Origin of the sequence: Streptomyces sp. Edi4, assembly GCF_040253615.1 — a bacterium.
Lineage (GTDB): Bacteria > Actinomycetota > Actinomycetes > Streptomycetales > Streptomycetaceae > Streptomyces.
The window spans coordinates 1,943,984-1,965,367 of sequence record NZ_JBEJGY010000004.1 but is presented as its reverse complement, the minus strand read 5'-3'; the positions used below and the strand labels follow the sequence as shown (position 1 = coordinate 1,965,367).

Genomic DNA, 21,384 nt, shown 5'->3' with positions numbered 1-21,384 from the left:
ACTAATCGTTACTCGGCGGTTTCGAATCTCGTGGCCCCGGGCATAGGCCGTACACACCCAGCTCCCGCACTCCTGTGCGCCCCCGTGAGCAAGGAAGCTCGCACCCGGGTGTCCGCATGCTGGAATGAACTATCCGGTTCCCGAGATACGTTCCATCATGTAACCTGCACCAAATTTCGCAGAGGGCCAACGTCGTCCCTCGGCTGTTCACATGCCACGACGACGACGGGAGTGCCGATGCGTTCCGACGCCTGGTCGCCCATGGACGGTCGCCCCGCCCAGCAGGGGATGTACGACCCCCGTAACGAGCACGACGCCTGTGGCGTCGGGTTCGTGGCCACCCTCACCGGTGTTGCCAGCCATGAGCTGGTCGAGCAGGCGCTGACCGTACTGCGCAATCTGGAACACCGCGGTGCCACCGGCTCCGAGCCCGACTCGGGAGACGGCGCGGGCATCCTGCTCCAGGTCCCCGACGCGTTCCTGCGCGAGGTCACGGACTTCGAGCTGCCCGAGGCCGGCGCGTACGCCGTGGGCATCGCCTTCCTGCCGCTCCAGGAGACCGACGAGGCCGTCTCGGCGATCGAGACGATCGCGGCCGAGGAAGGCCTCACCGTCCTCGGCTGGCGCGAGGTGCCCGTCACCCCCGCCCTGCTCGGCAACGGCGCCCGCGCCACCATGCCCGCCTTCCGCCAGCTCTTCGTGGCCGGGGACACCTCCCCGACGGAGTCCGCTCAGGGCGCCCTGAGCGGCATCGCACTCGACCGCAAGGCCTTCGTGCTGCGCAAGCGCGCCGAGCGGGAGGCCGGTGTCTACTTCCCCTCGCTCTCCGCCCGGACCCTCGTCTACAAGGGCATGCTGACCACCGGCCAGCTGGAGCCGTTCTTCCCGGACCTCTCCGACCAGCGCTTCGCCACCGCCGTCGCCCTCGTGCACTCGCGGTTCTCCACCAACACCTTCCCCTCCTGGCCGCTGGCCCACCCCTACCGTTTCGTCGCGCACAACGGCGAGATCAACACGGTCAAGGGCAACCGCAACTGGATGGTGGCCCGCGAGTCCCAGCTCGCCTCCAACCTCTTCAACTCCGGCGCCGGCAAGATCGACCGCATCTTCCCCGTCTGCACGCCGGACGCCTCCGACTCGGCGTCCTTCGACGAGGTGCTGGAACTCCTCCACCTCGGCGGACGCTCGCTGCCCCACTCGGTCCTGATGATGGTCCCCGAGGCGTGGGAGAACCACGAGTCGATGGACCCGGCCCGGCGCGCCTTCTACCAGTTCCACGCCACGATGATGGAGCCCTGGGACGGCCCGGCCTGCGTCACCTTCACCGACGGCACCCAGGTCGGCGCGGTCCTCGACCGCAACGGCCTGCGCCCGGGCCGGTACTGGGTGACCGACGACGGCCTCGTGGTCCTCTCCTCCGAGGTCGGCGTCCTCGACATCGACCCGGCCAAGGTCGTCCGCAAGGGCCGCCTCCAGCCCGGCCGGATGTTCCTGGTCGACACCGCCGAGCACCGCATCATCGAGGACGACGAGATCAAGGCGTCCCTGGCCGCCGAGAACCCGTACCAGGAGTGGCTGGAAGCCGGCGAGATCGAGCTGGAGGACCTGCCCGAGCGCGAGCACATCGTGCACACCCACGCCTCGGTCACCCGCCGCCAGCAGACCTTCGGCTACACCGAGGAAGAGCTCCGCGTCATTATCGCGCCGATGGCCCGCACCGCCGGCGAACCGCTCGGCTCCATGGGCACGGACTCGCCGATCGCCGCGCTCTCCGCCCGCCCCCGGCTGCTGTTCGACTACTTCACGCAGTTGTTCGCGCAGGTCACCAACCCGCCGCTGGACGCGATCCGCGAAGAGCTCGTCACGAGCCTGCGCTCCACGCTCGGCCCCCAGGGCAATCTGCTCGAGCCCTCGGCCGCCTCGTGCCGCAACGTCACCCTGCCCTTCCCGGTCATCGACAACGATGAGCTGGCCAAGCTGATCCACATCAACGCCGACGGCGACATGCCGGGCATGAAGGCCGCCACGCTCTCGGGTCTGTACCGGGTCTCCGGCGGTGGTGACGCGCTCGCCGCCCGCATCGACGCCATCTGCCAGGAGACCGACGCGGCGATAGAGGGCGGCGCCCGCCTGATCGTCCTGTCCGACCGGCACTCCGACGCCGAGCACGCGCCGATCCCCTCACTGCTGCTCACCGCCGCCGTCCACCACCACCTCATCCGCACCAAGCAGCGCACCCAGGTGGGTCTGCTGGTGGAGGCCGGTGACGTGCGTGAGGTGCACCACGTCGCGCTGCTCATCGGATACGGAGCCGCCGCGGTCAACCCCTACCTCGCCATGGAGTCCGTCGAGGACCTGGTGCGGGCCGGCACGTTCATCGAGGGCCTTGAGCCCGAGCAGGCCATCCGCAATCTGATTTACGCGCTCGGCAAGGGCGTCCTGAAGGTCATGTCCAAGATGGGCATCTCCACGGTCGCCTCCTACCGGGGCGCCCAGGTCTTCGAGGCGGTCGGCCTCGACGAGGCCTTCGTGGCGAAGTACTTCATCGGCACCGCCACCAAGATCGGCGGCGCGGGCCTCGACGTCGTCGCCAAGGAGGTCGCCGCCCGGCACGCCAAGGCCTACCCCGCCTCCGGCACCCCCTCCGCCCACCGCGCCCTGGAGATCGGCGGCGAGTACCAGTGGCGCCGCGAGGGCGAGCCGCACCTGTTCGACCCGGAGACGGTCTTCCGCCTCCAGCACGCCACGCGCACCAAGCGCTACGACATCTTCAAGCAGTACACGGACCGCGTGAACGAGCAGTCCGAGCGCCTGATGACGCTGCGCGGTCTGTTCGGCTTCAGCGGTGAGCGCCCGTCGATCCCCATCGACGAGGTCGAGCCGGTCTCGGAGATCGTCAAGCGCTTCTCCACCGGCGCCATGTCGTACGGATCCATCTCGCGCGAGGCCCACGAAACCCTCGCCGTCGCCATGAACCAGCTGGGCGGCAAGTCCAACACCGGTGAGGGCGGCGAGGACGCGGACCGCCTGTACGACCCGGCGCGCCGCTCCGCCATCAAGCAGGTCGCCTCCGGCCGCTTCGGTGTCACCAGCGAGTACCTGGTCAACGCCGACGACATCCAGATCAAGATGGCCCAGGGCGCCAAGCCCGGCGAGGGCGGGCAGCTGCCCGGTCACAAGGTGTACCCGTGGGTCGCCAAGACCCGGCACTCCACCCCGGGCGTCGGCCTCATCTCGCCGCCGCCGCACCACGACATCTACTCCATCGAAGACCTGGCCCAGCTGATCCACGACCTCAAGAACGCCAACCCGGCCGCCCGCATCCACGTGAAGCTGGTCTCCGAGGTCGGCGTGGGCACGGTCGCCGCGGGTGTCTCCAAGGCGCACGCGGACGTCGTCCTCATCTCCGGCCACGACGGCGGCACCGGCGCCTCCCCGCTGACCAGCCTCAAGCACGCGGGCGGCCCCTGGGAGCTCGGCCTCGCCGAGACCCAGCAGACGCTGCTGCTCAACGGCCTGCGCGACCGCATCGTGGTGCAGACCGACGGTCAGCTCAAGACCGGTCGCGACGTCGTCATCGCCGCGCTGCTCGGCGCCGAGGAGTTCGGTTTCGCGACCGCGCCGCTCGTCGTCTCCGGCTGCGTCATGATGCGCGTCTGCCACCTGGACACCTGCCCGGTCGGCATCGCCACCCAGAACCCGGTCCTGCGCGACCGCTTCTCCGGCAAGCCCGAATTCGTCGTGAACTTCTTCGAGTTCATCGCCGAAGAGGTCCGCGAGATCCTGGCCGAACTCGGCTTCCGCAGCATCGAGGAGGCCGTCGGCCACGCCGAACTCCTGGACACCGACCGGGCCGTGACGCACTGGAAGGCCCAGGGTCTCGACCTCGCGCCGCTGTTCCACGTGCCCGAGCTGCCCGAGGGCGCCGTGCGCCACGCGGTGACCCAGCAGGACCACGGCCTGGCGAAGGCGCTCGACAACGAGCTCATCAAGCTCGCCGCCGACGCCCTCGAAGCCGAGACCCCCGAGGCCGCCCAGCCGGTCCGCGCGCAGATCGCGATCCGCAACATCAACCGGACGGTCGGCACCATGCTCGGCCACGAGGTGACGAAGAGGTTCGGCGGCGCGGGACTGCCCGACGACACCATCGACATCACCTTCACCGGCTCGGCGGGCCAGTCCTTCGGCGCCTTCCTGCCGCGCGGCGTGACGCTGCGCCTGGAGGGCGACGCCAACGACTACGTCGGCAAGGGCCTGTCCGGCGGCCGCGTCGTCGTCCGGCCCGACCGGGGCGCCGACCACCTCGCGGAGTACTCCACGATCGCGGGCAACACCATCGCCTACGGCGCGACCGGCGGCGAGCTGTTCCTGCGCGGCCGCACCGGCGAGCGCTTCTGCGTGCGCAACTCGGGCGCCACGGTCGTCTCGGAGGGCGTGGGCGACCACGGCTGCGAGTACATGACCGGCGGCCACGCCGTCGTCCTCGGCGAGACCGGGCGCAACTTCGCGGCCGGCATGTCCGGCGGCATTGCCTACGTCATCGACCTGGACCGCGACAACGTCAACTCCGGGAACCTGGGCGCCATCGAGGCCCTGAGCGACACCGACAAGCAGTGGCTGCACGACGTCGTGCGCCGCCACTTCGAGGAGACCGCCTCCACGGTCGCCGAGAAGCTGCTCGCCGACTGGTCCGCGCACGTGGACCGCTTCAGCAAGATCATCCCCACCACGTACAAGGCAGTGCTCGCCGCCAAGGACGCCGCTGAGCTCGCCGGTCTCTCCGAGCAGGAGACCACCGAGAAGATGATGGAGGCGGCGACCCATGGCTGATCCCAAGGGCTTTTTGACCACCGGGCGCGAGGTCGCCAGGACCCGCCCGGTGGGCGAGCGGGTCAAGGACTGGAACGAGGTCTACGTTCCCGGCTCCCTGCTGCCGATCATCAGCAAGCAGGCCGGGCGCTGCATGGACTGCGGCATCCCCTTCTGCCACAACGGCTGTCCGCTCGGAAACCTCATCCCCGAGTGGAACGACTACGCCTACCGCGAGGACTGGCACACCGCCGCCGAGCGGCTGCACGCCACCAACAACTTCCCCGAGTTCACCGGGCGGCTGTGCCCGGCGCCCTGCGAGTCGGCGTGCGTGCTCGGCATCAACCAGCCCGCCGTCACCATCAAGAACGTCGAAGTCTCCATCATCGACAAGGCGTGGGACACGGGTGACGTCCGGCCGCAGGCGCCCGAGCGCCTGTCCGGCAAGACGGTCGCGGTCATCGGCTCGGGCCCGGCGGGTCTCGCCGCCGCCCAGCAGCTGACCCGGGCCGGCCACACCGTCGCCGTGTACGAGCGCGCCGACCGCATCGGCGGCCTGCTGCGCTACGGCATCCCCGAGTTCAAGATGGAGAAGGTGCACATCAACCGCCGCATCGAGCAGATGCGCGCGGAGGGCACCAAGTTCCGTACCGAGGTCGAGATCGGCCGCGACATCGACGCCGCCAAGCTGCGGGGGCGCTACGACGCGGTCGTCATCGCGGCCGGCGCCACCGTCTCGCGCGACCTGCCCGTCCCCGGCCGCGAGCTGAAGGGCATCCACTTCGCGATGGAGTACCTGCCGCTCTCGAACAAGGTGCGGGAGGGCGACTTCGTCACCCCGCCGATCACCGCCGAGGGCAAGCACGTCGTGGTCATCGGCGGCGGCGACACCGGCGCGGACTGCGTGGGCACCGCCCACCGCCAGGGCGCGGCCTCCGTCACCCAGCTGGAGATCATGCCGAGGCCGGGCGACGAGCGGAACCCGAACCAGCCCTGGCCCACCTTCCCCATGCTCTACAAGGTGACCTCCGCGCACGAGGAGGGCGGCGAGCGGGTCTACTCCGTCTCCACCACCCACTTCGAGGGCGACGAGGACGGCAACGTGCAGTCGCTGCACCTCACCGAGGTCGAGTTCATCGACGGCAAGCTGACGCCGAAGCCCGGCACCGAGCGTTCCATCCCCGCGCAGCTGGTCACCCTCGCCATGGGCTTCACCGGCACCGACCAGGCCAACGGCCTCGTCCAGCAGCTCGGCCTCGAACTGGACGCGCGGGGCAACGTGGCGCGCGACGCCGACTTCGCCACCAACGTCGACGGCGTGTTCGTCGCCGGTGACGCGGGGCGCGGCCAGTCCCTGATCGTCTGGGCGATCGCCGAGGGCCGCTCCGCCGCCCGGGGCGTGGACCGCTATCTGACCGGCGCGAGCGACCTGCCCGCGCCGATCCGCCCAACCGACCGCGCCCTGACGGTCTGACCCCCATCGTCCCGTACAACGAGGTACGGAACTGACCGGCGCCCGCCCCACTGTCCCCGACCGGACGACTGGGCGGGCGTCGCGGCGTGTCCACGATGCGTTCTGTGAAGGCGCTCGGTCCGTGGCGATGGCAGAGTGACGCCGACACATGACCAGGCAGAACATGACCAGGCAGAACTGACTGCCCATCAAGGGAGCGTCACTTCATGAGTGTTGAGTTCTTGATCACCGCGTTCATCATCGTGGTCTCGCCGGGAACGGGCGCGGTGTACACCGTCGGTACCGGCCTGACCCAGGGCTTTCGCAAGTCGGTCGTCGCGGCCTTCGGCTGCACGCTAGGGATCGTGCCGCACCTGGCCGCCGCGATCGCGGGCCTGGCCGCGATCCTGCACACCAGCGCCGTGGCGTTCGCGAGCTTCAAATGGGCCGGCGTCGGCTACCTGCTCTTCCTCGCCTGGCAGACCGTGCGGGAGAAGGGGGCGATGAGAATAGACACGGAAGGCGACGGCGGGCAGCGGGAGCGGTCCTCCGCGCAGATCACCGGGACCGCCATTCTGATCAACTTCCTCAACCCGAAGCTGTCCATGTTCTTCCTGGCGTTCCTGCCGCAGTTCGTCCCGGCGGACAGCGCGGGGTCGCTGGCGCCGATGCTGGAGCTGTCGGCCGTGTTCATGATCATGACGTTCGTCGTCTTCGTCATCTACGGTGCGTTCGCCGCCGGGGTGCGGGACCACATCATCTCCCGGCCCAAGGTGCTGGCCTGGATGCGGCGAACCTTCGCCGTCGCTTTCGTGGGCCTCGGCCTGAAACTGGCCACCGCCACCCGCTGACCGGGGTGCGGGCGCCACCTGGCCCCTCGCCAGGTGGCGTAACCTCGGCACACCGGCCCCGTCCCTCGGCGAGCGAACGGAGACAAGCCGCATGGCCACCGTGCCCCTGGAGCAAGTGGAGCGGTCCGCGCCCGCGCTCGTCTCCCTCTACAAGAGCGCCGCCGCGTCCCTGGAACGGCACGGCCTGGACGACGAGAGGGCGGCCGTCTATCTGGTCGTCGACCACTCCGGCTCCATGCGGCCCTACTTCAGGGACGGCAGCGTGCAAGAGCTCGCCGACCGGGTGCTGGGCCTCTCCGCCCACCTCGACGACGACGGCCGCGTCCCGGTGGTGTTCTTCTCCACGGACCTCGACGCCGAGACGGAGATCTCCCTGGACAACCACCAGGGGCGCATCGAACGGATCGTGGCCAACCTCGGCCACATGGGGCGGACCAACTACCACGTGGCGATGGACGCGGTGATCGACCACTACCTGGACAGCGGCGCGAGCGCCCCCGCGCTGGTCGTCTTCCAGACGGACGGGGGGCCCAGCAGCCGTCTCGCGGCCGAGGCCTACGTCTGCAAGGCGGCCGCGCTCCCGATGTTCTGGCAGTTCATCGGGTTCGGCGATCCGCGCGGCCACCACTTCGACTTCCTGCGCCGCCTGGACGAGCTGGCAGTCCCCACGCGACGGCGCGTGGACAACGCGGGGTTCTTCGCCGCCGGACGCGATCCGCGCCGGATGACGGACGCCCAGTTGTACGACCGGCTGCTGGGTGAGTTCCCGCGCTGGCTGCGCTCGGCCCGGGCCGAAGGGATCGTGCGGTGAGGGTGTTGCGGGACGCGGCGCGGGTGAGGGTGCCGTGGAAGAACGGGGGCGGGGTGACGCGGAGCATCGCCGCGCATCCCGACGGCGCGGGGACCGGGGACTTCCAGTGGCGGGTCTCCCTCGCCGACGTCGGCGAGGGCGGCCCCTTCTCCGGCTTTCCGGGCGTGGACCGGATCCTCACCGTCGTCGAGGGGGCCGGCATGGACCTCACGGTGGGCGGCCGGCGCCGCCTGGTGGACGAGCCGTTCGTGCCCCAGCGCTTTCCCGGTGACGACCCCACCAGCTGCCGCCTCCTGGGCGGCCCCGTCGTCAACTTCAATGTCATGTTCCGCCGGGGGTGCCCCGAGCCGTCGGTCGCCGTCGTACGGGGCGAGCTGAGCGTCGTGGGCCCCGCGCTGATCGTCGCGCTGGACGCCCCCGCCGACGTCGCCGGCGTACGCCTCGCCCGCTACGACGCGGTGTATACGGGCGGTTGCGCGACGCCGCTACGTGCCGCAGGCCACGCCGCCGTGGTCACCCTCCCCGCCTGACGCCCCCGCCTCTGGGGCTCCCCCGGTATGTGCACGTGGGCCGGCACCAGCCCCGTCAGGGGCGCGGGGACCTGCGCGCCCAGCCGCGCACGGTCGGCAGCCGAGGCCCCTGGGGCTCCGCCCCGGACCCCGTTCGCGCTGAAGGCGCTCGTCCTCAAGCTCCCCCAAGGCCTTGAGGGCCAGGGGGGACCCCCATGACATGCTGGGTATGTCCAGGTGGGCCCGCACCAGCCCTGCCAGGGGCGCGGGGAACTGCGCGAGGAGCGACCACGGTCCGCAGCCGACGTCCCTGGGGCTCCGCCCCAGACCCCGTTCGGCCTGAACGGCCTCGTCCTCAAACGCCGGACAGGCTGACCATGCGCATGCTGGCCGGCACCGACCCCGCCAGGGGCGCGGGGAACTGCGCGACCAGCCACGTACGGGCCGCACGTGAAGCCAGCCAGGGGCGCGGGGAACCGCGCGACGAGCCGCGCACGGCCCGCACGTGAGGGCCCCCAGGGGCGCGGGGAACCGCGCGAGCCGGCGTGCGCGGCGGCCCGGGCTAGAGTCGCCGGGTACGTAACGCCCGCGCGAACCAGGGGAGTTCATGAACACCGACCACGACCGCACCGCCGTCACCCTCATCACCGGCGGAGCCACCGGCATCGGCGCCGCAACCGCCAAACGCCTCCTGGACGCCGGACACCGGCTCGCCGTCACCGGCCGCGACCAGGCCAAGCTCGACGCCTTCGCGGCCGAACAAGGCGCGGGGGAGCGGCTGTTGGCGATCGCCGCCGACACCACCGACTTCGCCTCGATCGACGCCGCCGTCCAAAAGACGGTCAAGACGTTCGGCCGGCTCGACCACGTCGTCGCCAACGCCGGTTTCTCCACCCACGACAACCTCGCCGACGGCGACCCCGCGCACTGGCGCGACATGCTCCTGGTCAACGTGCTCGGCCCCGCCGTCCTGGTGAAGGCGGCGCTGCCCGCGCTCACCGAGAGCGGCGGCCGTGTCGTGATGGTGGGCAGCACCGCCGGCATCAAGAACACCCCCGGCAACATGTACTCCGTGACCAAGGGCGCGCTGACCTCCCTCGCCGAGAACACCCGCGTCCTGGTCACCGGCTCCGGCGTAGGCGTGACCCTGGTCGCCCCGGGCCGCGTGGACACCCCGTTCTGGTCGAGCCACCCCACCGGCGTCGTCCCGGGCGGCCCCGCGATGACCCCCGACCAGGTGGCCGAGGCGATCGTATGGGCCCTTGCGCAGCCGGCCGGGGTCGAGGTGAACCAGGTCGTGATCCGCCCCACCGGCCAGATCCACTGACGCTCAGCCCGCCAGGACCAGCGCCCTGCACTCCCCGGGCGTACCCCACGCATTCCTGAGCGGACGCGCCTTGCGCAGCCAGAGCGACAGGTCGAGCTCCTGGGTGTAGCCCACCGCGCCGTGCAGGTGCAGCGCCGTGCGAGCGGCGGCGTACGCGGCCTCCCCCGCGCTCACCTTCGCCGCGGCCACGTCGGCGGGCGCGAGACGCAGCGCGGCCCCGTACAACAGGGGCCGGGCGAACTCCACCGCGACCAGCGTGTCCGCGAGCCGGTGCTTGACCGCCTGGAAGGACCCGACCGGGACCCCGAACTGGGTGCGCTGCTTGACGTACGCCACGGTCCGGCCGAGCAGCGCTTCGGCGACCCCGAGGCACTGCCCGGCCGCCGCGAGCCGCGCCCAGACGGCGGCGTACTCAAGGGCCGCCGCCAACAGCGGCCCGGATGACAGGAGTTCGCCCCCGGGCAGCGGACGTGACAGCCGTCGCGCCGGGTCGGCCGAGGGCTGCGGGGCGCCGTGGCCCGGCGCGAGCCACAGCTGCGGGCCGTCCGGGGCCGGGGCGGTGTCCAGCGTGGCGTCCTGGGCGGCGTTCAGGACGAGGTCCGCCGCGTCCGCGTCGAGCGCATAGGGGCCCGCGCCGGGAAACCGCACGCTCGCCACGCACGCGCCCGACACGAGCGAGGGCAGCAGCCGCTTGGCAAGACCCTCGTCGCCGAGCTGCGCGAGCCGCGTCAGCAGGGCGGCCGCCGCCACCGTCTCCACATACGGCCCCGGCGCCGCGTGCCGCCCCAACTCGACGAAGGCCAGGGCGAGTTCGACGGGCAACGGCCCGGCCCCCTCGTACGCCTCGGGCGCCGCGAGCGCGAACACCCCGGCGTCGGCGACCCGCGACCACAGCGCGCGGCCGGGGCCCGCGTCCCCCGCGCCCCAGGCCCGCGCCGCGGCCGGCGCCCCGGCGGCGCTCAGCATCGCGTCGAGGGAGCGCGTGAAGTCGCGCTGCTGCGCGGTGGGCGTGAACCTCATCGGCGGCCCTTCGGAAGGCCGAGCAGCCGCTCGGCGATGATGTCGCGCTGTATCTCATTGGTCCCGGCGTAGATCGGCCCGGCCAGCGAGAACAGATGCCCCTCGGCCCAACTCCCGTGCGCGGGGGCCTCGTCGGCCTCGTCGGACAGCTCGCCCAGCGGCCCGAGCAGGTCGAGCGCGCACTCGTGCAGGGCGATGTCGTACTCCGACCAGAACACCTTGTTCAGACTGGACTCCGCGCCGATGGACTCGCCCCGCGCCACCCGGCAGGCGTGGGCGCAGGTGAAGAGCTGGTAGGCGCGCGCCCCGATCACCGCGTCCGCGACCCGGTCGCGCAGCGCGGTGTCCGCCGGGTCGCCCGCCGCGCGCCACAGGTCCACCAGGCGCGCCGCCGCGGCGAGGAAGCGGCCGGGGGAGCGCAGCATGAGGCCGCGCTCGTTGCCGGTGGCCGACATGGCGATCCGCCAGCCCGCGCCGGGCTCGCCGATGACGTCCTCATCCGGCACGAAGACGTCGTCGAGGAAGAGCTCGGCGAAGGCGGGCTTGCCGTCGAGGCGGCCGATGGGGCGCACGCTCACGCCGGGCGCCCGCAGGTCGAACATCAGATACGTGAGGCCCCGGTGGGGCTCGGCGGCCCCCGGATCCGTACGGAAGATCCCGAAGGCGCGGTCGGCGAACGCGGCGCGCGACGACCACGTCTTGTGCCCCGAGAGCAGCCAACCCCCGTGCGTGCGAACCGCCTTGGAGCGCAGCGATGCGAGGTCGGACCCGGCCTCCGGCTCCGACCAGGCCTGCGCCCAGACCGTGGCGCCGCTCGCCATCGAGGGCAGGATCCGTGCCCGCTGCTCGGCACTCGCGTGGTCGAAGAGGGTGGGCGCGAGCAGATGGATGCCGTTCTGCGAGACCCGGCCGGGCGCGCCGGCCGCGTAGTACTCCTCCTCGAAGGCCAGCCACTCGAAGATGGTCGCGCCCCGCCCGCCGTACTCCTCGGGCCAGGACACCACCGACCAGCGGTCACCGGCGAGTTCGGCCTCCCAGGCGCGGTGCGCGGCGAAACCCGCCTCGGTCTCAAGCGAGGGCAGCGGAGCGCGGGGGACGTGCGCGGCGAGCCAGGCGCGCGCCTCGGCCCGGAAGGCCTCCTGTTCCGGCGTGGGATCCAGGTCCATGGGCGCGGCACATCCTTCCCTAACAAGTGTTTGGTAGGTTAACGTGACGCCGTGACGGACAACAAGGCTCAGCACAAGGCTCCGCACAAGGCCCAGTACGTGCCGGGCCACGGCCTCCTCGACGGCCGCACCGCCGTCGTCACCGCCGCCGCCGGCGCCGGAATCGGCGGGGCCACCGCCCGCAGGCTCCTCGAAGAGGGCGCCCGCGTCGTCATCGGCGACGCCCACGCCCGCCGCCTGAAGGAGACCGAACGGACGCTCGCCGAGACGTTCGGCGCCCACCGCGTCGCCTCCCTGCCCTGCGACGTGACCGAGGAGGACCAGGTCGGAGCCCTCTTCGCGCTCGCCGCCCGCGAACACGGCGGCCTCGACATCGTCGTCAACAACGCGGGCCTCGGCGGCACCCGCGCCCTCGTCGACATGAGCGACCAGGAATGGGCCAAGGTCCTCGACGTCACCCTGAACGGCACCTTCCGCTGCACCCGGGCCGCCCTGCGGGCCTTCCAGGAGACCGGTCGCGGCGGCGTCATCGTCAACAACGCCTCCGTCCTCGGCTGGCGCGCCCAGGCCGGGCAGGCCCACTACGCCGCCGCCAAGGCCGGCGTCATGGCCCTGACCCGCTGCGCGGCCGTCGAGGCCGCCGACTACGGCGTACGCGTCAACGCGGTCGCGCCCAGCCTCGCCCTCCACCCCCACCTGGTGAAGGTGACCTCCGCCGAACTCCTCGAAGAGCTCACCGCCCGCGAGGCGTTCGGCCGCCACGCCGAACCCTGGGAGGTCGCCAACGTCATCGTCTTCCTCGCCAGCGGCTACTCCTCGTATCTGACCGGCGAGGTCGTCTCCGTCAGCAGCCAGCACCCCTAGCGGCGGCAGCACAATGGATCCTGTGCCGACGAACAAGAAGAAGACGCAGGTGACCGCCTCGCCCGAGCGCAGGCGCGAACTCCTGGCCACGGCGGCCGAGGTGTTCGCCGCCCACGGCTACAACGCCACCACCGTGCGCCGCATCGCCGACGAGGCGGGGCTGCTCGCGGGCAGCCTCTACTACCACTTCGACTCCAAGGAGTCGATGCTCGACGAAATCCTCGCGACCTTCCTGAACGAGCTCTGGGAGGGGTACGACGCCGTGCTCGCCTCCGGCCTCGGGCCGCGCGAGACCATCGAGGCCCTGGTCACCGAGTCCTTCCGGGAGATCGACCGGCACCGCCCGGCCGTCGCGATCTACCAGAAGGAGTCCAAGCACCTGGCCGCGCTGCCCCGCTTCCACTACCTGGCCGACTCGCGGCAGAAGTTCGAGAAGGCCTGGCTCGGGACGCTGGAGCGCGGCGTCAAGGCCCGGGTCTTCCGCGCCGACCTGGACGTCCGCCTCACCTACCGCTTCGTGCGCGACACGGTGTGGGTGGCCGCGTCCTGGTACCGGCCCGGCGGCCTGCACAGCCCGCAGGAGATCGCCCGCCAGTACCTCGCGATGGTCCTCGACGGAATCGCCGTACGCACATGACGGGATCGCCGTACGCACACAACTGACCTCTGCATCAAGGGAGTTGCCATGGCCGAGGCCTACATCGTCGAAGCGGTACGCACCCCGGTGGGCCGGCGCGGGGGAGCGCTCTCGGCCGTCCACCCCGCCGACCTCGGCGCCCACGTACTGAAGGCGCTCATCGAACGCGCGGGCGTCGACCCGGCCGCCGTCGAGGACGTCGTGTTCGGCTGCCTCGACACCGTCGGCCCCCAGGCCGGCGACATCGCCCGCACCTCCTGGCTCGCGGCCGGGCTGCCCGAAGAGGTCCCCGGTGTCACCATCGACCGCCAGTGCGGCTCCTCCCAGCAGGCCCTGCACTTCGCGGCCCAAGGAGTGCTCTCGGGCACCCAGGACCTGGTGGTGGCCGGCGGCACCCAGAACATGTCGATGGTCCCGATCGCCTTCGCCTCCCGCCGGGCCGCCGAACCACTGGGCCTGACCCGGGGCCCCTTCGCCGGCAGCCTCGGCTGGCGCGCCCGCTACGGTGACGCGCCCGTCGACCAGTTCCACGGAGCCCAGCTCATCGCCGAGCGGTGGCACATCACGCGCGAGGACATGGAGGAGTTCGCCCTGCGCTCGCACCGGCGCGCGATCACCGCCATCGACGAGGGCCGCTTCACGCGCGAGACGGTGGCCCACGGCTCCCTCACCACCGACGAGGGCCCGCGCAGGGACACCACCTCGGCCAAGATGGCCGCCCTCAAACCCGTCGTGGAGGGCGGCACGATCACCGCGGCCTGCTCCTCCCAGATCTCCGACGGCGCGGCCGCCCTCCTCATCGCCTCCGAGCGCGCCGTCGCCGAGCACGGCCTCACCCCCCGCGCCCGCGTCCACCACCTCTCGGTACGCGGCGAGGACCCGATCCGCATGCTCTCCGCGCCCATCCCCGCCACCGCGCACGCCCTGCGCAAGGCCGGCCTGAGGATCGACGACATCGACCTCGTCGAGATCAACGAGGCCTTCGCGCCGGTGGTGCTCGCCTGGCTCAAGGAGACCGGCGCCGACCCGGCCCGGGTCAACGTCAACGGCGGCGCGATCGCGCTCGGCCACCCGCTCGGCGCGACCGGCGCGAAGCTGATGACGACCCTGCTGCACGAACTGGAACGCACCGGCGGCCGCTACGGTCTGCAAACCATGTGCGAGGGCGGCGGCCAGGCCAACGTGACCATCATCGAGCGGCTGTGAGGCACCGCCCGCCCGCGTGACCTACCCCACGGACGGCCCCGGGGCGACCGTGCTATCGTGGTGGCTGTTGCAGTTTTGGTACCCATATACTTTATGTGCGCCTGACGGGAATGCTCCTCAGGCGCATATTTGTTTTCCGGGTTTCTCCGGATGGGCTCAATGCGGCGACGAGGAATCCGTAATTCCGCGGATTTCCGGAACTGCCCCTGTCTTAGGAGAAATGACATGGCTACTGGCACCGTGAAGTGGTTCAACTCGGAAAAGGGCTTCGGCTTCATCGAGCAGGACGGCGGCGGCCCCGACGTCTTCGCCCACTACTCCAACATCGCCTCCTCCGGCTTCCGTGAGCTCCTCGAGGGCCAGAAGGTCTCCTTCGAGGTCACCCAGGGCCAGAAGGGCCTCCAGGCGGAGAACATCATCCCCGCCTGATCGCCGACGAGGGCGTATTTTGCAGCCACGGATTTAGTGGCTCGCGAATTTAGCAGCCGGGGCCCGCACCCTCAGGTGCGGGTCCCGGCTTGTGCTGTCTTGTCCCAGGAGGCAAAAACCGTATGACGCGCATGACCAGCAAGCGCTCCGGCGCGGGTTCCGGTGCCGGAGCCGGCGCACGTTCCGGTGCCCGTCAGGGGTCCGGCCGACCCGCCGCCAAGTCCGCCAAGTCCGCCAAGGGCCGGAGCGCGGCGGCGCCGCAGGGCGAATTCACGCTGCCGGAAACCCTCATCCCCGCGCTGCCTGCCGTCGAGGCCTTCGCCGACCTGGACATGCCCGCCGCGCTCCTGAAGACGCTCGACGCGCAAGGGTTGAGCGAGCCCTTCCCCATCCAGGGCGCCACCCTGCCCAACTCGCTGGCCGGACGCGACATCCTCGGCCGGGGCCGCACCGGCTCCGGCAGAGACCCTCGCCTTCGGACTCGCCCTGCTCGCCCGCACCGCGGGCCGCCGCGCCGAGCCCACCGCGCCCCTCGCGCTCGTACTCGTGCCCACCCGCGAGCTCGCCCAGCAGGTCACCGACGCGCTCACGCCGTACGCGACCGCCGTGAACCTCCGCCTCACCACCGTCGTCGGCGGGCTCTCCCTCACCAAGCAGGCGAACGCGCTGCGCCGCGGCGCCGAGGTCGTCGTGGCCACGCCGGGCCGCCTCAAGGACCTGATAGAGCGGGGCGACTGCTCCCTGGAGAACGTGAGCGTCACCGTTCTCGACGAGGCCGACCAGATGGCCGACATGGGCTTCATGCCGCAGGTCACCGCGCTGCTCAAGCAGGTCGAGCCGGACGGCCAGCGCATGCTGTTCTCGGCGACCCTGGACGCCAACATCGACCGCCTGGTGCGGATGTTCCTCACCGACCCGGTGGTGCACTCCGTCGACCCGTCGGCCGGTGCGGTCACCACGATGGAACACCACGTCCTGTACGTCATGGACGAGACCGACAAGAAGGCCGTCACCACGCGCATCGCGGCGCGCGACGGCCGCGTGATCATGTTCCTTGACACCAAGCGCTCCGTGGACCGGCTGGTCAAGCGGCTGCTCGCGAGCGGGGTCAGGGCGGCGGGGCTGCACGGCGGGCGTTCCCAGCCGCAGCGCAACCGCACGCTGGACCAGTTCAAGAACGGGCAGGTCACCGCGCTGATCGCGACGAACGTGGCGGCGCGCGGCATCCACGTCGACGACCTGGACCTCGTGGTCAACGTGGACCCGCCCACCGACCACAAGGACTACCTGCACCGCGGTGGGCGCACCGCGCGGGCCGGCGAGTCGGGCAGTGTCGTCACGCTCGTCCTGCCCGACGAGAAGCGCGAGATGACCAAGCTCATGTCGTTCGCCGGGATCCGCCCCAGCACGGCCGAGATCAAGTCCAGCTCGCAGGAGCTGGCGCGGCTGACGGGGGCGCGCGAGCCGTCCGGCGTCCCGGTGGTCATCGAGGTCCCGGCCCAGCCCGAACCGAAGCGGGCCTCCACCGGCGGCCGCAGCCGCTCCCGCCGCGGCCCCCGCCCCGACGGCGCGGCGCCTCGCGCCGGATCTGCCCGCGGGCAGACCGGCACGCCCCGCACGACGGGCGGCGCGTCCCGCACCCAGCAGGGAACCACCCCCCGTACCCAGAGCGGCACGTCCCGCACCCAGACCGGCACGTCCCGCACCCAGGCAAGCGGCGCGTCCCGTGCGCAGGGCGGCGGTGCGCGTGGCCAGGGCGGTACCGTGCGTGGCCAAGGCGGCCGAGGGCGAGGCCAGGGCGGCACGGCCCGGGGCTGACATCTCCCCAACCCGCCCCTCCCCGAAACCCGCCGGGGGTATGGGTACGCGACCGCAAGGCTGGGGCACGGGAAACCATCACGCCCCAGTCCGGCAGGCGACAGCAGGCACCCCCGCACCCGCAGGGGTGCCAGGGGCGCGGGGAACTGCGCGTCCAGCCACACTCGGCCCGCAGGCCGGGAACGGCCAGGCAAAAAGCGGGCCCACACCCGCACGGGGCTGGAACCCAGCCCCGCCAGGGGCGCGGGGAACTGCGCGCCCAGCCACACTCGGCCCGCAGGCCGGGAACGGCCAGGCAAAAAGCGGGCCCACACCCGCACGGGGCTGGAACCCAGCCCCGCCAGGGGCGCGGGGAACTGCGCGCCCAGCCACACTCGGCCCGCAGGCCGGGGACGGTCCAGGCAAAATCCGGCCGACACCCGCAGGGGGCTGGAGCCCCACCCCGGTCAGGGGCGCGGGGAACTGCGCGCCCAGCCACACTCGGCCCGCAGATCGAGGACGGGCCAGGCAAAAGCCGGCCGGCACCCGCAAGGGGCTGGGGCCCCAGCCCGGTCAGGGGCGCGGGGAACTGCGCGCCCAGCCACACTCGGCCCGCAGGCCGGGGACGGGCCAGGCAAAGCGTGCCCGCACCCGCAGGGGGCTATGGCCCAACCCCGCACGGCCCGCAAGATCGAGGACGGCCAGGCAAAGCGGACCCGCACCCGCACGGGGCTGAGGCCAACCCTGTCAGGGGCGCGCCCAACCCCACACGGCCCGCAGGCCGAGGACGGGCCAGGTAAAGCCGGCCTGCACCCGCACGGGGCTATGGCCCAGCTCTGTCAGGGGCGCGCCCAGCCCGCAGGGCCCGCAGGCCGGGGACGGCCAGGAGCATCCGGCCCGCACCCGCACGCCACTTCACCCAGCCCCGCTCCAAACACCCCCCGCACCCCCTGAAGCCGGCCGCGGCAGGGCGCTCAGGGTGGACGACGCCTCCGCCATTACCCGGGTGATGAGCTCCGCGCAGCTGGGCAGGTCCTCGATCACCCCGGCGACCTGGCCGGAGGCCATCACGCCGAGGTCGGTGCGGCCCTCGACCATGGACGCCCGCAACAGCATCGGCGTGTTCGCCGCGAGCAGCGTCTGACTCCACGTCAAATCCTTGCCGTGCTTGGCCGCCAGGCCCTCCCTGACCAGTCGCGCCCAGCTCAGCCCGGAGATCTTCCGGAAGCCGGACGCCCGGCGCAGCGCATGCGCGAGAGCCCGGGCGCGGCCGGCGCCCTCCAGCAACGTCACCAGTTCCGTGCGCAGCATGCGGTGCGGCAGACCGTCCACGGCCCGGGTCACCGTGACGTCCTTGACCGTGGCCGCCAGATAGCGCGCCTTCACCGCGTCGGGGACCGTCGAGTCGGAGGTCAGCAGGAAGCGCGTGCCCATCGCGATGCCCGCCGCCCCGTACGCGAGCGCCGCCACCAGGCCCCGCCCGTCGAAGAAGCCGCCCGCCGCGATCACCGGGATGTCCACCGCGTCCACAACCTGCGGCAGCAGCACGGTGGTCGCGACCTCGCCCGTGTGGCCGCCGCCCTCGCCGCCCTGGACGATCACCGCGTCCGCGCCCCACGCCGCGACCTTCTCCGCGTGCCGCCGGGCGCCGACGGAGGGGATCACGACGACGCCCGCGTCCTTGAGCTCGGCGATGAGCGCGCGGGAGGGGGCGAGCGCGAAGGACGCCACGCGCACGCCTTCCTCGATGATGATCCGTACCCGCTCGCGCGCGTCGCCGGCGTCGGCCCGCAGGTTGACCCCGAACGGCTGATCCGTACGGGAGGCGACCTCGCGTACCGCGCGGCGCAGTTCGCCGGGCGTCATCGTCGCGGAGGCCAGGATGCCGAGGGCGCCCGCGTCGGCGGTGGCCGACACCAGGCGGGGGCCCGCGACCCAGCCCATGCCGCTCTGCACGAGCGGATGCCGCACCCCGGTGAGCTCCGTCAGCGCCGTGTGGATACGGGGCTCCACGGCTCGTAGGCCCGGCGTCCCGGCGGGGCGGGGCGTCCCGGCGGGCCCGGGCGTCACGGCCCGACCTCGCGTTCGCGCAGCCCGTCCGGATCGATGACCTCGCGGAGCAGCCGCAGCTCCTCGGCGCTCGGCTCCCGCGTGAACGCCGGGTCGTCAAGCCCGGCCAGCTCGAACGCCGTCGCCTCACGCACCTCCTCGGCGGTGACCCCCGGATGCAGCGACACCAGCCGCATCGCGTGGTCGCGCGTACCGAAGTCGAAGACGCCGAGGTCGCTCACGACGCGCGGGATGCGGTGGAAGCGGGTCGCGAAGGAGCCGGCGGCCGCCGCACTGTCGTAGCCGACGCCGCAGATCATGTCGACCTTCGGCACGAAGACCCGGCGCGAGTGCCTGGGTACCCAGTAACTGACCGGATGGTTGAGGGAGTTGACGGGGGCGCCACGCACGCCGAGGAGCTGGCGCCGGGGCCGTGACCAGTCGCCGACGCAGGAGATGTTCTGGTTGCCGAACCGGTCGATCTGGCTCGCCCCCATCATGGCGTGCCGCCACCCGCCGGTGACCAGGTCCAGATGCCTGCGGTAGGGCAGCCAGCCCTCGGTTTCGCCGTCCGGCCCCACCAGCATCGCCTCGCCGTCGGTGAGCAGCAGATCGGGTGAGAAGGTCCGCCGGGCCAGACGGGCGGCGATGGAGGGGATCGGGCCCATGGGGCTGGCGAGGATTTCCCCGTTGTCGCGCCAGGCCTCGGCGCAGGCGATCACGCAGTACTCGGCGCGGGTCACGCGCGCGGTGTCCGCCGTCATTTCGCCTCCTGCTCGTACGGGCCCCGCGCGAGCGGCCGGCGGGGGGCCTTCTCGTCGGGCCCGGAAAGGTAGCGCCGCGCGAACTGGGGCCAGGGCGTGGTCGCGTACAGCTTCTGAAGGGCCTCGTCCCGGCCGTAGTCGGGGGCGCAGGAGGTGAAGTGGGCGCCGCCGGGACACTCCACGACGCCGGTGACCGCGTGCCGCGCCACCAGCAGCGTCTGCGGGACGGCGGCGCGGAAGTCGTCCACGATCCGCTCGCAGGAGAGGTACGCGCTGTCGGCGGCCTCGCAGAACAGGTCGTCGAAGTAGGGGTCGGGGCCCAGGTACTGGCCGTTGCCGAGCCGGTCGGCGCGGTTGAGGTGGACGAACGCCACGTCCATGCGCAGGGCGGGCATCGCCACGAGCGTCTCGCCGTCCTCGTAGGGCGAAGTGACCGTACGCAGCGCCGGGTTGACCCGCATCACGTCCGAGCCGATGCCCGCGCGGACCGGCAGGAACGGCAGCCGGTGGGCGGCGGCCCGCAGCCCGCACAGGAACATCGCCTCGTCCACCTCCATCAGCTCAAGGGTCCCGGCCTCGCGCGCCGCGCGGAAGTTCGGCTCAAGGGGGATCGAGTCGAGCGTGACGAAGGGCGCGACCAGCTTGCGGATCCGGCCGGCCGCGGCGAGCATGCCGACGTCGGGTCCGCCGCAGGAGATCACGGTGAGGTCGGTGACGGGGGAGCGCAGCAGGGCCCGGACCAGCGCCATGGGTTTGCGGCGCGAGCCCCAGCCGCCGATGCCGAGAGTCATGCCGTCGCGCAGCCGCGCGACGACCTCCTCGGGCGTCATGGTCTTGTCTCTCACGAGCGGGCCTCCTCGGCTTCCGCGCCCTCGGCCCGCGCCGGACCGCCGTGGGCCGCGCCGGACGGCGCCGTGGCCCGCGCCGCCGCGGAGCCACCCGCCCCGAAGGTGTCCCGGACGCGGTCGCCGGCGCCGTCCAGGGCCGCCTCGAAGGTGAAACCCTGCTCGAAGCGGTAGCTGCGGCGTACGTCCACCGGGTCGATGCCGTTGATGGCGGCCTTCGCCAGCCGGATGAGCGTGCCGTCCTTGCGGGCGATCTCCGCCGCCAACTCCAGCGCCGAGTCGGTCAGTTGAGCGCGTGGGACGACCTTCCACACCGAGCCGTGGGCATGCAGCTCGGCCGCCGTCACCGTGCGCGCGGTGTAGTAGAGGGCGCGCATGAGGTGGGCCGGGACCAGGCGGGCCAGGTGGGTGGCGGCGCCCAGTGCGCCCCGGTCGAGCTCGGGCAGGCCGAAGACGGCGTCCTCGCTCGCCACGATCACGTCCGCGTTGCCGGCCAGGCCGATCCCGCCGCCCAGGCAGAACCCGCCGACCGCCGCGACGACCGGCACCTCGCACTCGTACACCGCGGCGAACGCCTCGAAGCAGCCCCGGTTCGCGCCGATGAGGGCCGCCCGGCCCGGGTCGCGCCGCAGCTCCTTGATGTCGACGCCCGCGTTGAAGCCGCGCCCCTCGGCGGCGAGCACCACGCAGCGGGTTCCCGGATCGCGGCCGGCGGCGCGGACCGCGTCGGCGAGGTCGTACCAGCCCTGTACGGGAAGGGCGTTGACGGGTGGGAAGTCGACGGTGACCAGGCACATGCCCTGACCGGGTTTCGCGGTGGAGACACCCATGGGCGGATCAGCTACCT

The 21,384-nt window shown here is 72.2% G+C and carries 16 protein-coding genes and 1 pseudogene; 11 read left to right on the top strand and 6 right to left on the bottom strand.

What is annotated here, in order from left to right; genetic code table 11:
- Positions 1-237: 237 nt before the first annotated feature.
- The 6 genes from gltB (at position 238) to ABR738_RS10895 (ending at position 9,760) form a co-directional block, all read left to right on the top strand.
- Positions 238-4,830: a glutamate synthase large subunit gene (gene gltB / locus ABR738_RS10920; RefSeq protein WP_350229766.1), complete on the top strand. Its 4,593-nt coding sequence runs from the start codon at positions 238-240 to the stop codon at positions 4,828-4,830.
- Positions 4,823-6,283 carry a glutamate synthase subunit beta gene (locus tag ABR738_RS10915; protein ID WP_350229765.1) on the top strand — a complete coding sequence of 487 codons (1,461 nt, stop codon included), beginning with the start codon at positions 4,823-4,825 and terminating at the stop codon, positions 6,281-6,283. The genes gltB and ABR738_RS10915 overlap by 8 nt, the downstream gene beginning before the upstream one ends.
- Before the next feature lie 206 nt (positions 6,284-6,489).
- Positions 6,490-7,113 carry a LysE family translocator gene (locus ABR738_RS10910; RefSeq protein ID WP_350229764.1) on the top strand — a complete coding sequence of 208 codons (624 nt, stop codon included), beginning with the start codon at positions 6,490-6,492 and terminating at the stop codon, positions 7,111-7,113.
- A 91-nt stretch (positions 7,114-7,204) separates the two neighbouring features.
- Positions 7,205-7,924: a vWA domain-containing protein gene (locus ABR738_RS10905; protein WP_350229763.1), complete on the top strand. Its 720-nt coding sequence runs from the start codon at positions 7,205-7,207 to the stop codon at positions 7,922-7,924.
- Positions 7,921-8,454 (top strand): HutD/Ves family protein, encoded by a 534-nt coding sequence (locus tag ABR738_RS10900; protein WP_350229762.1) that lies wholly within the window; start codon positions 7,921-7,923, stop codon positions 8,452-8,454. The genes ABR738_RS10905 and ABR738_RS10900 overlap by 4 nt, the downstream gene beginning before the upstream one ends.
- A gap of 586 nt (positions 8,455-9,040) precedes the next feature.
- Complete coding sequence (locus ABR738_RS10895) at positions 9,041-9,760, top strand: SDR family oxidoreductase (RefSeq protein WP_350229761.1); 720 nt, start codon at positions 9,041-9,043, stop codon at positions 9,758-9,760.
- Positions 9,761-9,763: 3 nt separating this feature from the next.
- Here the strand turns inward: ABR738_RS10895 and ABR738_RS10890 are convergent, their stop codons facing one another.
- Positions 9,764-10,780, bottom strand: coding sequence for an acyl-CoA dehydrogenase family protein (locus ABR738_RS10890; RefSeq protein ID WP_350229760.1), 1,017 nt, complete (start codon positions 10,778-10,780; stop codon positions 9,764-9,766).
- Positions 10,777-11,946 carry an acyl-CoA dehydrogenase family protein gene (locus ABR738_RS10885; protein WP_350229759.1) on the bottom strand — a complete coding sequence of 390 codons (1,170 nt, stop codon included), beginning with the start codon at positions 11,944-11,946 and terminating at the stop codon, positions 10,777-10,779. Before ABR738_RS10885 ends, ABR738_RS10890 begins: the two co-directional genes overlap by 4 nt.
- A 51-nt stretch (positions 11,947-11,997) precedes the next feature.
- On the opposite strand from ABR738_RS10885, the gene ABR738_RS10880 reads away from it, so the two are divergent.
- The 5 genes and pseudogenes from ABR738_RS10880 (at position 11,998) to ABR738_RS10860 (ending at position 16,900) form a co-directional block, all read left to right on the top strand.
- Entirely contained in the window at positions 11,998-12,810 is an 813-nt protein-coding gene (locus ABR738_RS10880) for an SDR family oxidoreductase (protein WP_350229758.1), read from the top strand.
- Between the two features lie 22 nt (positions 12,811-12,832).
- Positions 12,833-13,447, top strand: a complete 615-nt coding sequence (locus tag ABR738_RS10875; RefSeq protein ID WP_350229757.1) for a TetR/AcrR family transcriptional regulator — start codon at positions 12,833-12,835, stop codon at positions 13,445-13,447.
- Positions 13,448-13,495: 48 nt separating this feature from the next.
- On the top strand, positions 13,496-14,653 hold the full coding sequence (locus ABR738_RS10870; RefSeq protein ID WP_350229756.1) for an acetyl-CoA C-acetyltransferase: 1,158 nt from the start codon (positions 13,496-13,498) through the stop codon (positions 14,651-14,653).
- A gap of 225 nt (positions 14,654-14,878) precedes the next feature.
- The gene (locus tag ABR738_RS10865) at positions 14,879-15,082 is read left to right on the top strand and encodes a cold-shock protein (protein WP_030794464.1); all 204 of its coding nucleotides are present in this window, start codon (positions 14,879-14,881) and stop codon (positions 15,080-15,082) included.
- A gap of 122 nt (positions 15,083-15,204) precedes the next feature.
- Positions 15,205-16,900: pseudogene (locus ABR738_RS10860) on the top strand (DEAD/DEAH box helicase).
- Between the two features lie 894 nt (positions 16,901-17,794).
- Here the strand turns inward: ABR738_RS10860 and ABR738_RS10855 are convergent.
- From ABR738_RS10855 to ABR738_RS10840, 4 genes are all read right to left on the bottom strand, one after another.
- Positions 17,795-18,880 (bottom strand): NAD(P)H-dependent flavin oxidoreductase, encoded by a 1,086-nt coding sequence (locus ABR738_RS10855; protein ID WP_350234522.1) that lies wholly within the window; start codon positions 18,878-18,880, stop codon positions 17,795-17,797.
- A 65-nt stretch (positions 18,881-18,945) separates the two neighbouring features.
- Positions 18,946-19,692 (bottom strand): CoA-transferase subunit beta, encoded by a 747-nt coding sequence (locus ABR738_RS10850; protein WP_350229755.1) that lies wholly within the window; start codon positions 19,690-19,692, stop codon positions 18,946-18,948.
- Positions 19,689-20,537 (bottom strand): CoA transferase subunit A, encoded by an 849-nt coding sequence (locus ABR738_RS10845; protein WP_350229754.1) that lies wholly within the window; start codon positions 20,535-20,537, stop codon positions 19,689-19,691. The genes ABR738_RS10850 and ABR738_RS10845 overlap by 4 nt, the downstream gene beginning before the upstream one ends.
- Complete coding sequence (locus tag ABR738_RS10840) at positions 20,534-21,367, bottom strand: enoyl-CoA hydratase family protein (RefSeq protein WP_350229753.1); 834 nt, start codon at positions 21,365-21,367, stop codon at positions 20,534-20,536. The genes ABR738_RS10845 and ABR738_RS10840 overlap by 4 nt, the downstream gene beginning before the upstream one ends.
- Positions 21,368-21,384 lie beyond the last annotated feature (17 nt).

Excerpts from the sequence above, each read along its gene's own strand:
- gltB (WP_350229766.1), top strand. The coding sequence starts at position 238 with ATGCGTTCCGACGCCTGGTCGCCCATGGACGGTCGCCCCGCCCAGCAG.
- ABR738_RS10915 (WP_350229765.1), top strand. The coding sequence starts at position 4,823 with ATGGCTGATCCCAAGGGCTTTTTGACCACCGGGCGCGAGGTCGCCAGG.
- ABR738_RS10910 (WP_350229764.1), top strand. The coding sequence starts at position 6,490 with ATGAGTGTTGAGTTCTTGATCACCGCGTTCATCATCGTGGTCTCGCCG.
- ABR738_RS10905 (WP_350229763.1), top strand. The coding sequence starts at position 7,205 with ATGGCCACCGTGCCCCTGGAGCAAGTGGAGCGGTCCGCGCCCGCGCTC.
- ABR738_RS10895 (WP_350229761.1), top strand. The coding sequence starts at position 9,041 with ATGAACACCGACCACGACCGCACCGCCGTCACCCTCATCACCGGCGGA.
- ABR738_RS10890 (WP_350229760.1), bottom strand. The coding sequence starts at position 10,780 with ATGAGGTTCACGCCCACCGCGCAGCAGCGCGACTTCACGCGCTCCCTC.
- ABR738_RS10885 (WP_350229759.1), bottom strand. The coding sequence starts at position 11,946 with ATGGACCTGGATCCCACGCCGGAACAGGAGGCCTTCCGGGCCGAGGCG.
- ABR738_RS10870 (WP_350229756.1), top strand. The coding sequence starts at position 13,496 with ATGGCCGAGGCCTACATCGTCGAAGCGGTACGCACCCCGGTGGGCCGG.
- ABR738_RS10865 (WP_030794464.1), top strand. The coding sequence starts at position 14,879 with ATGGCTACTGGCACCGTGAAGTGGTTCAACTCGGAAAAGGGCTTCGGC.
- ABR738_RS10850 (WP_350229755.1), bottom strand. The coding sequence starts at position 19,692 with ATGACGGCGGACACCGCGCGCGTGACCCGCGCCGAGTACTGCGTGATC.
- ABR738_RS10840 (WP_350229753.1), bottom strand. The coding sequence starts at position 21,367 with ATGGGTGTCTCCACCGCGAAACCCGGTCAGGGCATGTGCCTGGTCACC.